We start from the raw sequence: 13863 nt of genomic DNA, 5'->3' as shown, positions 1-13863 counted from the left end.
ACAACCGGAGAGGGGGCCCGAGCGTGACAATTCTGGAAAGCATCCGGGGGCCGCGCGATCTGAAGGCGCTGAGCGAGGAACAGCTCGGCGAACTGGCCGCGGAGATCAGGGAGTTCCTGATCCACGCGGTCGCGAGGACCGGCGGCCACCTGGGACCCAACCTCGGGGTGGTGGAGCTCTCGATGGCCCTGCACCGGGTCTTCGAGTCGCCGGTCGACCGGATCCTGTGGGACACCGGCCACCAGAGCTACGTGCACAAGATGTTGACGGGTCGTCAGGACTTCTCGAAGCTGCGCGGGAAGGGGGGCCTGTCCGGCTACCCCTCGCGCGAGGAGTCCGAGCACGACGTCATCGAGAACAGCCACGCGTCCACCGCGCTCGGCTGGGCGGACGGCCTCGCCAAGGCCAACCAGGTCCTGGGCGAGCGGGGCCACGTCGTCGCCGTCATAGGAGACGGGGCGCTCACCGGCGGCATGGCCTGGGAGGCGCTCAACAACATCGCGGCCGCCAAGGACCGCCCGCTGATCATCGTCGTCAACGACAACGAACGGTCGTACGCCCCGACCATCGGCGGACTCGCCAACCACCTGGCGGCCCTGCGCACCACCGACAGCTACGAGAAGGTCCTGGCCTGGGGCAAGGACGTCCTCCTGCGCACCCCGGTCATCGGACACACCGTGTACGAGTCCCTGCACGGCGCCAAGAAGGGGTTCAAGGACGCCTTCGCGCCCCAGGGCATGTTCGAGGACCTGGGTCTCAAGTACGTGGGGCCCATCGACGGGCACGACCTCTGCGCGGTCGAGTCCGCGCTGCGACGTGCGAAACGGTTCCACGGGCCCGTGCTCGTGCACTGCCTCACCGAGAAGGGCCGCGGCTACGAGCCCGCCCTCGCGGACGAGGCCGACCGGTTCCACACCGTCGGCGTGATGGACCCGCTCACCTGCGAGCCGCTCGCACCGTCCAACGGCCCTTCCTGGACTTCGGTGTTCGGCGACGAGATCGCCCGCATCGGACGGGAGCGCGACGACGTCGTGGCGATCACCGCGGCGATGCTGCACCCGGTCGGACTCACCAAGTTCGCCGAGGAGTTCCCCGGCCGGGTGTGGGACGTGGGGATCGCCGAGCAGCACGCGGCGGTCTCGGCGGCCGGACTCGCGACGGGTGGCCTCCACCCGGTCGTCGCCGTCTACGCCACCTTCCTCAACCGTGCCTTCGACCAGCTCCTCATGGATGTGGCGCTGCACAACTGCGGCGTGACCTTCGTCCTCGACCGGGCGGGCGTGACCGGCGTCGACGGTGCCTCGCACAACGGCATGTGGGACATGTCCGTCCTCCAGGTCGTACCGGGCCTGCGCATCGCCGCACCCCGCGACGCCGAGCAACTGCGGGCCCAGCTCCGGGAAGCAGTCACCGTGGACGACGCCCCGACACTGATCCGCTTCCCGAAGGAGTCCGTCGGCCCCGAGATCCCGGCGGTCGACCGGATCGGCGGCCTCGACGTACTGCACCGGGCCGACGACCCCGACGTACTCCTGGTCTCCGTCGGCGTGATGGCGCCGGTGTGCCTCCAGGTCGCGGAACTCCTGGCAGCGCGCGGCATCAACTGCACGGTCGTGGACCCGCGTTGGGTCAAACCCGTCGACCCGGACCTCGCGCCGCTCGCGGCACGGCACCGGCTCGTCGCCGTCGTCGAGGACAACAGCAAGGCGGCCGGCGTCGGCTCCGCCGTGGCGCTCGCGCTCGGCGAGGCCGAAGTCGACGTACCCGTACGGCGGTTCGGGATCCCCGACCAGTTCCTCGCGCACGCCAAGCGCGGTGAAGTGCTCGCGGACATCGGGCTCACGCCTGTCGAGATCGCCGGGCGGATCGGCACCAGCATGGCCCGCAGGGCCGAGACGGCGGCCCTCGTGGCCGGCAAGGAGAGCGACGACGTATGAGCAAGGAGTTCGATCTCGCAAGACTCCTGGCCGACCGCGGCGCCGAGCGCTACGAGCTGCACGCCAAGTACCTCAACCACCAGCTCCCGCGCATGCTGCACACCATCGGCTTCGACAAGGTCTACGAGCGGGCGGAAGGCGCCTACTTCTGGGACGAGGACGGCAACGACTACCTGGACATGCTCGCCGGGTTCGGTGTGATGGGCCTCGGCCGGCACCACCCCGTCGTCCGCAAGGCGCTGCACGACGTCCTCGACGCCTCACTCGCCGACCTCACCCGCTTCGACTGCCAGCCGCTGCCGGGCCTGCTCGCCGAACGGCTCCTCGCGCACAGCCCGCACCTGGACCGGGTCTTCTTCGGCAACAGCGGCACGGAGGCAGTCGAGACGGCGCTGAAGTTCGCCCGGTACGCCACGGGCAGGCCCAGGGTCCTGTACTGCGGACACGCCTTCCACGGGCTGACCACCGGGTCTCTGTCCGTGAACGGCGAGTCCGGATTCCGGGACGGCTTCGCGCCGCTCCTGCCGGACACCGCCGTGCCGCTCGGCGACCTCGACGCCCTGCGCGCGGAGCTCGCGAAGGGCGACGTGGCCGGGCTGATCGTCGAGCCCATCCAGGGCAAGGGCGTCCACGGGACGCCGCCCGGCTATCTGCGCGCCGCCCAGGAGCTGCTCCACCAGCACAAGGCTCTGCTCATCGCGGACGAGGTGCAGACGGGCCTCGGCAGGACGGGCGACTTCTACGCCTACCAGCACGACGAGGGCGTCGAACCCGACCTCGTCTGCGTGGCGAAGGCGCTCTCCGGCGGCTATGTGCCCGTCGGCGCCACCCTCGGCAAGGACTGGATCTTCAAGAAGGTCTACTCGTCCATGGACCGGGTCCTCGTGCACTCGGCCAGCTTCGGCTCGAACGCGCAGGCCATGGCCGCGGGCCTTGCCGTGCTCTCCGTGATGGAGAACGAGGAGGTCGTCGCGAACGCCCGGGCGACCGGTGAGCTCCTGAAGTCCCGGCTCGCCGCTCTCGTCGACCGCTACGAGCTGCTGAGCGACGTACGCGGCCGCGGCCTGATGATCGGCATCGAGTTCGGGCGGCCGAAGTCGCTGAAGCTGCGCAGCCGCTGGACGATGCTCCAGGCCGCGCGCAAGGGCCTCTTCGCGCAGATGGTCGTCGTGCCGCTGCTCCAGAAGCACCGGATCCTCACGCAGGTCTCCGGCGACCATCTGGAGGTCATCAAGCTGATCCCGCCGCTGATCATCGGGGAGCACGAGGTGGACCGCTTCGTCGAGGCGTTCACCGCCGTCATGGACGACGCGCACTCGGGCGGCGGGCTGATGTGGGACTTCGGCAAGACGCTGGTGAAGCAGGCGGTCGCCAACCGCTGACCGCTTCGTAGGGGCACCGCTCGGATTCGTCCGGGTGCCTCTGGAAGGGCGACGCTGTTTGCCTCTGGGGCAATAAATTTGCCCCAGAGGTACGACTCTGGCTCAATCGACGGTATGAGCCCTGCCCCTCCTGAGCCGGCTCCGGAACCCACGGAGCTGCCCGCCGTCGCCCCGCAGCTGCGCGAACTACGGCGCCGCGCCGCCTTGACCCTGGAGGCCGCGGCCCGTGCCGCCGGGCTCTCGCCCGCGCACCTCTCCCGTCTGGAGACGGGCCGCCGTCAGCCCTCGCTCCCGATGCTGCTCGCTCTCGCCCGCACCTACGGTACGACGGTCTCCGAACTCCTGGGCGAGACGCCCGCCGACAGGGACGCGGTCGTGCGCTCCGGAGACATGGAGGCCACCGAGGCGGGCGGCTGGATCTACCGGCAGGCGGGCGCCCCGGGGCGCGGCATGCAGGCGCTGCGCGTCCATGTGCCGTTCGGCGCCCAGGGCGACATCGTGCGCGTCCACCCCGGTGAGGAGTGGCTGTACGTCCTCGAAGGGCGGCTGCGGCTGCGGCTCGGGGACACCGCGTACGCGCTCGCGCCCGGGGACAGCGCGCACTTCGACTCGCTCACCCCGCACCGGATCGCCGCCGCCGACCGCGACGGCGCCGAGCTCCTCTTCGTACACACCCTGCTGCAGAGCCCGTCCGCCGCGCTGTGTCTCGGCCCGGCGGCGGGCGGCGGCGAACGGCCCCAGGGAGGCCCTCGATGAGCGCAGAGCCCAACGACGTGACCGAGCCCGAGCGGCAGCCCGCCCGGCGTGACATCGAGGACAAGCTCCCGCGCGGCATCTGGGTGCGCCTGCTCGTCTACGTCTTCGCCGGGCACCTCGTCGCGGGCTTCATCTATCTGCTCTTCACGCTGGGGGCGTCACGAGGGTGACGCCCCTCACTCGGCCTGTCGGTCCCGGCCTCAGTCGAGAAGGCGCTCGCGCAGCCGCTCGCGCTGGGCGGGGGACAGCTTGAGGCCCTCCTCCAGGTAGCGGTCGGTGGAACCCCACGTCTTTGCGACCGTCTCGAAGGCGGCGGCCAGGTATGTGGCGCGGGCGTCGAACAGGGGGCTCAGCAGCTCCATGACCTCGGGGGACATCGCGTCCTTCGAGGCGCTGCTGCGGTGCACCTTGTAGCGGCGGTGTGCCGCGTTCGACTCCAGGTAGTCCGCCTCGATGGCGTCGCGCTCCACACCCACGGCCAGGAGCGTGACCGCTATCGAGAGGCCCGCGCGGTCCTTGCCGGCCGCGCAGTGCATGAGCGCGGGCACGCTGTCCTCGGCGAGGGAGTGCAGCACCTGGCTGTGCTCGGCGGTGCGCTCCGCGATGATCGCCCGGTACGACGTGATCATGCGGTCCGCGGCCTGGCCCTCGGAGAGGGCGGCGCGCAGCTCGTCGAGGTTGCCGTCGCGCACCATCTGCCAGAACTCGGCCCCGTCCGCGGGGTCGGTCAGCGGCAGGTTCACGTTCCGCACGCCGGGCAGCGTGACGTCAGGGCCTTCGAGGCGCTGGTCGGCGGCGTTGCGGAAGTCGAAGATCGTGTGCAGCCCGAGCGAGGAGAGGAACGCGGCGTCCTCATCCGTGGCGTGCGCGAGGTGACCGCTGCGGAACAGCACGCCCTGCTTGACCCGACGGCCGTCCACAGTCGGGAGGCCACCCACATCGCGGAAGTTGCGCACTCCGGCCAACTCGGGCTCGGTGGACGGGACCTGCTGCGTCACGGGGGCTCCTCCCGGTCGGCCGCGGCGCTGCTCGCCTGCGGGCGCCTTCGACGATACGACATGGCTGCCAGGGGCAACCATGTGAGAGGCGGCAGGCGATTGCGTATCGAATGCCCGAAATGAACCGATAGATAGGCAATCATGGCGTACGGGGTAACTAACTCTGAAATGGCACCATATGGTAGCCGATAGGTGAGCAGGGTCATAGCGGTGACCGTGTGTGGCGGCGGAGCCGAATGTATTTCCAGCAGGTATCGCAGTCGCAAAGATCGTAAATAGACGGAGCGTGACGTCCTTTTCCGGAAAACGCCGTTTAAGGATCAAGAACCGGGCTGTCCAAGGGATTTCGCGCCTTGTCCCCGCGCTCCCCGCTCGCTTACGTTCAGCGCAATCCGGACGGACCGCCTCATCCTGCCGCCGCCCGGAATCCGCACATCGATCCGTGCTCGGCAGGAGCGGGGGACCCAGGTAGACCGCCGTATCCGGCACACCGGCCACGGCTCGGGGTGAAGCCGTGCCCGAAAGGGGCACGGCCGGGCAGCTCCAGCCCGAACCCGACAGCTCACCTCGCAGGCGACGGAGAGGAATCCCCATGCCCGCGAAGGGTAAGCACCGCCGTCCCAAGTCCCAGGGCTTCGCACGCGTGATCGTCGTTGCCGGAGTGGGTGGCGCCGCGCTCGCGCTGCCGCTGATGGGTGCCACCGGCGCCCACGCCGCGACTCCCGCGGCCGCTCACTCGGTCGTGAAGGCCGCGGCCGCTCCCGCCGCTGCCAAGACCTACGCCGTCAAGGGCGGGGACACCCTTTCGAAGATCGCCGACGAGCAGAACGTCAGCGGCGGCTGGAAGAAGCTCTACTCCGACAACCGCTCGGTCATCGGCGGCGACCCGTCCGTGATCCACCCGGGCCTGAAGCTGACGATCGGCCAGAAGGCCGCGGCCACCGCCACTCAGGCCTCCGCGCCCAAGGCCGCGGCGGCGACCACCACTGGTGCCGGCTACACGCTGCCCGTCCAGGGCGCCTCCATCGGTACGGCGTACAAGACCGCGGGCGCCATGTGGTCCAGCGGCTACCACACCGGTGTCGACTTCGTGATCCCGACGGGCACCCCGCTCAAGGCCATCGCCGCGGGTACCGTCGTGTCGGCCGGCCTTGACGGCGCGTACGGCAACGAGGTCGTCATCCAGCACGCCGACGGCAAGTACTCGCAGTACGCCCACATGTCGTCCCTCTCCGTCTCGTCCGGGCAGACCGTGACCGAGGGCCAGCAGATCGGCCTCTCCGGCGCGACCGGCAATGTCACGGGACCGCACCTGCACTTCGAGATCCGCACCACCCCGAGCTACGGCTCGGACGTGGACCCGGTCGCGTACCTCCGTGCGCACGGGGTCTCGCTCTGACTCCGACGATGTGACGTCGTTCCGACCCTGACGGTGTGACGTGAAGGGGCGGGTCCGGTTCCGGGCCCGCCCCTTCGGCGCAGCCTCCTCCGCATCCCCGTCGTATTCCTGAAATCGCGAAACTGACCAGGTGGGCTATATCACGCCCCGTCAACCCCTTCCTACGGTCGCGTAGGTCACATCGCAGGGTGAAAGATGTGTGGTCGTGGCAAACGAATCGAGATCACTCAGCGGCGGCACGATTCGGTCCTACGCGGCGGTGGGGGACAGCTTCACCGAAGGCGTCGGGGACCCCGGTCCGGACGGGGCCTTCGTGGGCTGGGCCGACCGTCTCGCCGTCCTCCTGGACGACCGGACCCCCGAGCACTCCTTCCGGTACGCGAACCTCGCCGTGCGCGGCAAGCTCCTCGACCAGATCGTGGAGGACCAGCTCCCGCGCGCCGTGGAACTCGCCCCGGACCTGGTGACCTTCGCCGCCGGCGGCAACGACATCATCCGTCCCGGCACCGACCCCGACGACGTCGCGGAGCGCTTCGAGAAGGCCGTGGCCCGGCTGACCTCCGCCGTCGGCACGGTCATGGTGACCACCGGCTTCGACACCCGGGACGTCCCGGTCCTCAAGCATCTGCGCGGCAAGATTGCGACGTACAACGGGCATGTGCGCGCGGTCGCCGACCGCTACGGCTGCCCGGTGCTCGACCTGTGGTCCCTCAAGACCGTCCAGGACCGCCGTGCTTGGGACGACGACCGGCTGCACCTCTCGCCCGAGGGGCACACGCGGGTCGCGCTGCGGGCGGGGCAGGCGCTCGGCGTCGAGGTGCCGGCGGACCCGGACCAGCCGTGGCCGGCGCAGCCGCCGCGCGGCACGCTGGAGGTGCGGCGCGACGACATCCACTGGGCACGGGAGTTCCTGGTGCCGTGGATCGGCCGACGGCTGCGGGGCGAGTCGTCCGGGGATCATGTGGCGGCGAAGCGGCCGGACTTGCTGCCGCTCTGACGGGAACGGCGCGCGTCATGGGGGAGCTTGCCTTTGGGGGCGGCTCCCCCGCGCATTTCCCCTGGGGCCACCCCGTGCTCCCTGTCTCCGGGGGCCACCCCGTGCTCCCCCTATGGGGAGCCCGACGTCGCGCCGCCGTCAGCTCGTCGCAGCCGGCGTCGTTGCCGTCAGGTCCGCCCGCTCAAGTCCCAGCTCGCGGGCCAGCGCGTCGTCCACCCACTCCTGCATGCGGGTCCGCGAAACCGTCCCCGTGTACGCGGTCATCTGGACCGCGAGCCCGTCGAGGAGCGCCGTCAGGCGCAGCGCGGCGCCGGCCGGGTCCGGGCAGCGGAACTCGCCCGCCGCCACGCCTTCCGCGACGACCTCGGTGAGTGCCGCCTTCCACTGCTTGTCCAGGTCGCGGGTGACCTCCCGCAGCGCGGGCTCGCGCAGCGCCGCGGACCAGCCCTCGATCCACAGCCGCCACCCCTTGGCCTGCCCGGTCGGCGCGTACCACCGCACGGCCGAGCGCAGCCGGCGCAGCGCCGTCGTGCGCTTGCCGAGCAGCTTGCGCAGATGCGCCAGGTCACCCTCGGCGGCGTGCGCGAACGCGGCCGCGACGAGCTTTTCCTTCGTCGAGAAGTGGTACAGAACCAGCGCGTTGCTCACCCCGAGCGCTGCGGCGACGTCGGCGATGCGCACGGCTGCCACGCCCCGCGCCTCGATCTGCTCGATGGCGGCCCGCAGCAACTCTTCGCGCCGCTCGGCCACGCTCAACCGCACTCTTGCCACGCGGTAACCCTACACACGGGCGCCGACGGTGGGCGCCGGGCGGCCAACCCGGCGCGAACGCCTCGTGCACGACTCTTGACAGTGCCCAGTGGTGCCCGTCACAGTCTCGCTTACTGACTGGCCGTTCAGTCAATAGGCCGTCTCAAGAACAACTGTCACGCCCGTGCCCAGCCGTGCAGCAGGAGTCTCCCCGTGACCCAAGCGCCGCCGATACCGCCGACCGAGCCGTCCGCCACGGGCGCGCCCGACCTGCCTGACCTGTCAGAGGGCTGGGGCGAACAGCGCTCCAGGCTCAAGAAGGACCTGCGCAGGCTGGACGTGCTGTTCTTCCTGATCTGCACCCTGGTCGGCCTCGACACGATCGGCTCCGTGGCCGCACAGGGTCCCCAGGGCCTGACCTGGATGGCGATCCTCGCCCTCGCGTTCTTCCTCCCGTACGGACTGCTCGTGGCCGAACTCGGCTCGGCCTTCCCCGTGCAGGGCGGCCCCTACGTATGGACGCGCCTGGCGTTCGGACGGCTCGTCGCCGGTGTGAACCAGCTCCTCTACTGGATCTCCAACCCCGTCTGGGTGGGCGGCAGCCTGTGCATCATCGCGCTCACCACGTGGGAGGAGTTCTTCACCCCGCTGCCGGGACTCTGGAAGTACGCGGCCGGCCTCGTCTTCATCTGGGGCGGCGCGCTGGCCGTCGTACAGTCCGTGCGCATCGGCAAGTGGGTGCCCATCGCCGGCGCCGTCGCCAGGATCGTGCTCCTCGGGTTCTTCCTGATCTCCGTGGTGGTGTTCGCCGTCCAGCACGGCGTACACGCGCTGCCCGCGGGGGAGTTCGTCCCGACGTACGCCGGATTCGTGGCACTGGTCCCGGTCCTGATCTTCAACTACGTCGGCTTCGAACTGCCCAGCTCCGCGGCCGAGGAGATGACGAACCCCCGGCGCGACATCCCCCTGTCGATCCTGCGCTCCGGCCTCGCGGCCGTCCTCCTCTACGGCGGCCCGATCCTCGGCATCCTCTTCGTGCTGCCCAGCCAGGAGATCGGCAGCCTCGGCGGCTTCATCGACGCCTGCAAGGCCGTGTTCACGGTCTACGGCGGTTCGATCGCGGCCGACGGCACCGTCACGCTCACCGGCCTCGGCTCCGTATTCGGCGGGATCGCCGCGGCGGGCCTGATCATCGGCCTGCTCACCTCGGGCGTCACCTGGGCCATGGGCGCCCACCGCGCGCAGGCCGTCGCCTGTGCGGACGGCGCGGGTCCGGCGTGGCTCGGCCACATCTCCGAGAAGCACGGGACGCCGGTACGGGTGAACCTGCTCTCCGCGGTGCTCGGCTCGATCCTCTTCGTGGTCGCCCTCAACCTCACGGGCGGCAACGGCGAGAAGTACTTCGCGGCGGGCCTCGGCCTGACGATCTGCACCACCTTCATCTCGTACGTCATCACGTTCCCCAGCCTCGCCGTGCTGCGCCGCAAGTACCCGGACACACCACGCCCGTACGCCGTTCCGGGCGGACGCGTGGGCGCGTGGGTCGTGAGCGTCCTCGCCACCGGGTTCGTGGCGTTCACCGTGATCGTGCTGATCTGGCCGGGCTTCGGGGTCGGCTGGTTCGGCTCGGCGGGCAGCGCGGCGGACTCGCTGCCGGAGTCGTTCGCCGGCCAGCGCGCCCAGTACACACTGAGCCAGGTGGTGCCCCTGGCGCTCTTCGTCGGCATCGGGCTCGTCTTCTACGCCCTGGGGGCGAGGACGCGCAGGCGCGTGGGCCAGTAGCGCGCTCGGCGCAAGGGAGGGCCTTCCCCGTGGCGGGGAAGGCCCTGCGGCGTGTCGGGTCCCGACGGACGAATTTGTCGCGTCAGTGTGCTCTTGTGAGGAACCCCGGGGGTCCCCCCGGGAGGAATCGCATCCGGTGATGGCGATGCGGAGCATCGCCACGGCAGCGGGCGCGGAGCGCCCGCAAGGAACTGGGCCGGAGTGCCCGGTGAGGAATGCGCGCTGTTCGAATGCCGGTACGTCAGGCGGCAGGTAACGTCACGGCCGTGAAGTTGACCGTGCAGGTGAAACTCCTGCCGACGCCCGTGCAGGCGGCGGCACTTGAGGCAACCCTGAAGGCCTGCAACGAGGCCGCGACGTGGGTGTCGTCCGTGGCGTTCGAGAAGGACATCAAGCGCAACTTCGCCCTGCGCGAGCACACCTACACGGCGGTCAAGGACCGCTGGAGCCTGGGAGCGCAGGCCGCCCAGCACGTCATCAAGAAGACCTGCGATGCCTACCGCACGTTGAGGGCGAACCTGACGGCCGGGAATCTCGGCAAGCCGGGCTCGCAGCGTTACCGGCGGGCAGTCGAGAAGTCGATCGCCTTTCGGCCTGAGGGCGCGCAGCCGTATGACGACCGGATGCTGTCCTGGCAGTACACGCAGCGCACGGTGTCGCTCTGGACGCTGTCGGGCCGGATGAAGCAGGTGGCGTTCACTGCCGCCCCCGATCATTTGGCCCGCTTGGCCCTGTGCCGCAGGGGCGAGTCCGACCTGCTGTTCCGCGACGGCATGTGGTTCCTGATCGCCACCTGCGAGGTCCCCGAGGCCGAACTCAACACCACCGTCACCCAGTTCCTGGGGATCGATCTGGGGATCGTGAACATCGCGACCACCTCGGACGGTCAGATCATGGCCGGGCGCCGGCTGAATCGCGGGCGTCTGCGCGAACGCACCCTGCGTATGAAACTCCAGCGCAAGAACACCCCGTCCGCCAAACGGCGCCTGAAGAAGCGGCGCCGTAAGGAGGCGCGGCGGGTGCGGGACATCAACCACAAGATCGCGAAACATGTGGTGGCCGAGGCAGAACGCACCGGTCGCGGAATCGCCCTGGAAGACCTCACGGGCATCCGCGCACGGGTACGGCTTCGCAAGCCCCAACGGGCCACCCACTCCTCCTGGGCTTTTGCCCAGCTCGGAGAGTTCATCGCGTACAAGGCCCGCAAGGCGGGGGTGCCGGTGGTGCACGTCAATCCGGCGTACACCTCCCGCACCTGCGCCCAGTGCGGGCACATCGACAAGGCGAACCGGGTCTCCCAGGCCCGTTTCGTATGCCGGTCCTGCGGTGTCGTTGCACACGCGGACTGGAACGGCTCCCGCAACATCCGCCACCGTGCGGAAGAGTTGTGGCGACGCGGGGTGCAGTCAACTGCCCCAGACCCGCCCCGGAACTCCGGGGGTGGGACAGGACGCAAACGCAGCACCACAGCCAGTGGCGCCCGTTGTGCAAGCCCGGGACTTTTAGTCCCAATGCCGCGTAGTTAAGCCGGGATGGTAGCTGTCGAGTCTCGTGAACCCGCTGGTGGTTGGGGTGTCTTGACCCATTGGGGATGGAGTCGGTAGCGGCCATGACCTGACCTGATGAGGAACTTCTGCGTGATCCATTGCCCCATCTGCGCCGAGAGGCTGCGGATGTGGTCGATTTTGAGGGCGTCAGCGATCTGCCGGGGAGTCCAGTCCTGGCCGGGATCGGCTGCCGCCAGGAGTCGGAAGACGTGGGAGCGTCGATCGGTGTTCGCCGGGGACGGTGGCAGGGCTGTGGGCTGCTCGGTGGCGGCGAGGACGGTGATGTCCAGGCGGTTGAAGGAATGGCTGCTCAGTGGGCGGGTCTCGTTCTGTGTGGTGCCGTAGCGGGACATCGGACACTTCACCTTGCGGGCACTGATCCGGGGTCGGCGGGCCGGCAGCAGCCCGGCCAGGACAGCCCGGGCGATGCCGCCGCCGTCGCTGTCGTCGCCGGTGATGCCGCAAGCGTCGACGATCTGGTCGGCGGCGGCCTGCAGGGCGATGGTGAAGCTGGCCCGGTCGGGGTCGGTGCCCGGGCGGGACTCGGCCGCGTCACACATCGCTCGACGCAGGACCTGATGGACGGTGAGCCAGGCCCACAGTTCCTGTTCCAGACCGCAAGCGTCGCAGGAGCGCAAGACTCGGCCAGTGAGCAGGGTGTGCCGCAGGGCGAGGAAGGCCGACTCGACCTCCCAGCGCTCGTGATAGAGGCGGGCCAGTCGCTCAGCGGGGTCGGTGCTGTGGTCGAGCAGAGTGGTGATCAGCATGTAGTGGTCGCTGATCCGGGTGCCGTCGTCACAGGTGGCAGTGATGTCGACGTTGATGATGCGGAACGTCCGGTCCTGGAACCGGGTCAAGAACGAGCCGTCGGGCAGCGCGGTGAAGACGGTCGGCCGACGGCGGGAGTTGAGCCGGACCAGCAGTTGGGCGCCGGTGTCGGCGGTGTCGATGAGGAAGTCGTTCCCGGCGAAGGCGCGGTCGGCAAGCACCAGCATCGTGGCGTTCAGCAGGGGAAGGAGTCGGCGGGCGTAGTGGGTCTCGCCCTTGCTGGTGGGGCCGAAGACGGCGCCGAGCAGGCCGCGGGTGCCGGTCTCACACAGGGCCATCAGTCGCAGGTGCGGGTAGCCCTCCGGGCCGTAACCGGCGTTCAGGATCTTGCCCAGCCAGGCGCGGACGCGCGGCTGGTCGGGGGCCCGCAGCGAGCTGCAGCCGTCGAAGGCGACCGTGCGCCACTTCCGGTAGCACACCCCCGGGGTGCGGGGCTGGGCGATCGGGCCGGCCACGGTCTCGAACAGCATCTGCAGCGGCGCGGCTCCGATCCTGCGACGCAGGTCACGCAGGGCCTTCTCACAAGGCCGGACCGGAGCCAGCGGGCCCAGCCCGGCGACCAGTTTGCCCCACACCCCGAGGTAGCCGACGGCCGGGAAGACAGCCAGGGCCAGCACGAAGTACACCCCCACGCGGGAAGGCAGTAGACGCAACCTGCCCTGGACAGCCCGCGACCTCGCCAGCACGTCATCGACCAGCTCGAAGGGCAGATACTGCGTCAACTCCCCGAGATGCCCCGGTGCGAAGACGCCCCTCGCCACGGTGATGGTGCGGACGAAACTGGTCATGGCAGACTGCTCGGACAACGGGACCCCTGCTCAGCGTGAAGACCTTGGACGGCTTCACTGCTGTAGCAGAGGTCCCGTTCTCCATGCCCGCCCAGGCAAGACCCACCGAGCTGATCAAGTTGACGCCACCCGCGGCTTCTTAACTACGCGGCATTGCTTTTAGTCCCGGGTCGTTGACACGCCCACGAACTGATAGTCGCGCACGATGCGTCCGTCCTCCGCCACGACGACGAACTCCAGCCCTCCGCCCGTCACTTCGCCGCTCTGCGTGAGGACCGACTCCCAGCGGAACGTGACGACGTCGTTCAACTGCTGCGCGTGCGCGGCCGTCGCCCTGAAGGTGTACTCGCCGGTCGCCACGAACTCCTCGTGGGCCCGCGCCACCCGTGCCTCCAGCTCGTCGTGTCCGCGCGCCTCCAAGGCGGCCGTGGGGAAGCCGAGGCGTACGGCCGTCTCCTGCAACTCCTGTGGCGGCAGGAGGGCGTGCACGCCGTCCGGGGACCACAGGGCGTGCACTGCCTTGCGGCGCAGCTCGGGGTCCCGCTCGTTCCAGACGGCCGCGTACCGGCCGGCCAGCTCCTGTGCGTCGATGTGCGGCATGGACTCGCTCTCTTCCTGTCCCTGATGGCTGTCGGTGATGGGTGAACTGTGCGCGGCGGGGTGCGGCGCGACAATTCCCCGCAGGGAATGGCCCGTAGA

General features: G+C 69.8%; 12 protein-coding genes and 1 riboswitch. Of the genes, 8 read left to right on the top strand and 4 right to left on the bottom strand.

Features of this window, described 5'->3' with window-relative positions:
- Nucleotides 1-23 precede the first annotated feature (23 nt).
- The 4 genes from dxs (at nucleotide 24) to OG574_RS12235 (ending at nucleotide 4245) form a co-directional block, all read left to right on the top strand.
- The gene (dxs, locus tag OG574_RS12250) at nucleotides 24-1937 is read left to right on the top strand and encodes a 1-deoxy-D-xylulose-5-phosphate synthase (RefSeq protein ID WP_326773230.1); all 1914 of its coding nucleotides are present in this window, start codon (nucleotides 24-26) and stop codon (nucleotides 1935-1937) included.
- Nucleotides 1934-3319, top strand: coding sequence for an aspartate aminotransferase family protein (locus OG574_RS12245; RefSeq protein WP_100591702.1), 1386 nt, complete (start codon nucleotides 1934-1936; stop codon nucleotides 3317-3319). Before dxs ends, OG574_RS12245 begins: the two co-directional genes overlap by 4 nt.
- 114 nt (nucleotides 3320-3433) lie before the next feature.
- Nucleotides 3434-4075, top strand: coding sequence for a helix-turn-helix domain-containing protein (locus tag OG574_RS12240; RefSeq protein ID WP_326773229.1), 642 nt, complete (start codon nucleotides 3434-3436; stop codon nucleotides 4073-4075).
- On the top strand, nucleotides 4072-4245 hold the full coding sequence (locus OG574_RS12235) for a DUF6126 family protein (protein ID WP_199841643.1): 174 nt from the start codon (nucleotides 4072-4074) through the stop codon (nucleotides 4243-4245). Before OG574_RS12240 ends, OG574_RS12235 begins: the two co-directional genes overlap by 4 nt.
- 30 nt (nucleotides 4246-4275) lie before the next feature.
- Here the strand turns inward: OG574_RS12235 and OG574_RS12230 are convergent, their stop codons facing one another.
- Complete coding sequence (locus OG574_RS12230; RefSeq protein ID WP_326773228.1) at nucleotides 4276-5073, bottom strand: tyrosine-protein phosphatase; 798 nt, start codon at nucleotides 5071-5073, stop codon at nucleotides 4276-4278.
- Nucleotides 5074-5481: 408 nt separating this feature from the next.
- Nucleotides 5482-5662: riboswitch (cyclic di-AMP (ydaO/yuaA leader) on the top strand.
- 3 nt (nucleotides 5663-5665) lie between these two features.
- On the opposite strand from OG574_RS12230, the gene OG574_RS12225 reads away from it, so the two are divergent.
- Together OG574_RS12225 and OG574_RS12220 are read left to right on the top strand one after the other, a co-directional pair.
- Nucleotides 5666-6472, top strand: coding sequence for a M23 family metallopeptidase (locus tag OG574_RS12225; protein WP_326773227.1), 807 nt, complete (start codon nucleotides 5666-5668; stop codon nucleotides 6470-6472).
- A 205-nt stretch (nucleotides 6473-6677) separates the two neighbouring features.
- Entirely contained in the window at nucleotides 6678-7469 is a 792-nt protein-coding gene (locus OG574_RS12220) for an SGNH/GDSL hydrolase family protein (RefSeq protein ID WP_227298375.1), read from the top strand.
- 138 nt (nucleotides 7470-7607) lie between these two features.
- Here OG574_RS12220 and OG574_RS12215 read toward each other — a convergent pair whose 3' ends face one another.
- Nucleotides 7608-8240 (bottom strand): TetR/AcrR family transcriptional regulator, encoded by a 633-nt coding sequence (locus OG574_RS12215; protein WP_326773226.1) that lies wholly within the window; start codon nucleotides 8238-8240, stop codon nucleotides 7608-7610.
- A 192-nt stretch (nucleotides 8241-8432) separates the two neighbouring features.
- On the opposite strand from OG574_RS12215, the gene OG574_RS12210 reads away from it, so the two are divergent.
- Entirely contained in the window at nucleotides 8433-10001 is a 1569-nt protein-coding gene (locus tag OG574_RS12210; RefSeq protein WP_326773225.1) for an APC family permease, read from the top strand.
- Nucleotides 10002-10267: 266 nt separating this feature from the next.
- Nucleotides 10268-11527, top strand: coding sequence for an RNA-guided endonuclease InsQ/TnpB family protein (locus OG574_RS12205; RefSeq protein ID WP_326773224.1), 1260 nt, complete (start codon nucleotides 10268-10270; stop codon nucleotides 11525-11527).
- Here the strand turns inward: OG574_RS12205 and OG574_RS12200 are convergent.
- Entirely contained in the window at nucleotides 11524-13182 is a 1659-nt protein-coding gene (locus tag OG574_RS12200; protein ID WP_442816811.1) for an IS4 family transposase, read from the bottom strand. The genes OG574_RS12205 and OG574_RS12200 overlap by 4 nt on opposite strands.
- Nucleotides 13183-13323: 141 nt before the next feature.
- On the bottom strand, nucleotides 13324-13764 hold the full coding sequence (locus OG574_RS12195; RefSeq protein ID WP_326773223.1) for a hypothetical protein: 441 nt from the start codon (nucleotides 13762-13764) through the stop codon (nucleotides 13324-13326).
- Between the last annotated feature and the right edge of the window lie 99 nt (nucleotides 13765-13863).

The organism is Streptomyces sp. NBC_01445 (genome assembly GCF_035918235.1).
GTDB lineage: Bacteria > Actinomycetota > Actinomycetes > Streptomycetales > Streptomycetaceae > Streptomyces.
This window is presented reverse-complemented; position numbering and strand designations above follow the sequence as displayed.

Bases quoted from the DNA above. Each gene is read 5' to 3' on its own strand.
- OG574_RS12245 (WP_100591702.1), top strand. From the start codon at position 1,934: ATGAGCAAGGAGTTCGATCTCGCAAGACTCCTGGCCGACCGCGGCGCC.
- OG574_RS12240 (WP_326773229.1), top strand. From the start codon at position 3,434: ATGAGCCCTGCCCCTCCTGAGCCGGCTCCGGAACCCACGGAGCTGCCC.
- OG574_RS12235 (WP_199841643.1), top strand. From the start codon at position 4,072: ATGAGCGCAGAGCCCAACGACGTGACCGAGCCCGAGCGGCAGCCCGCC.
- OG574_RS12225 (WP_326773227.1), top strand. From the start codon at position 5,666: ATGCCCGCGAAGGGTAAGCACCGCCGTCCCAAGTCCCAGGGCTTCGCA.
- OG574_RS12195 (WP_326773223.1), bottom strand. From the start codon at position 13,764: ATGCCGCACATCGACGCACAGGAGCTGGCCGGCCGGTACGCGGCCGTC.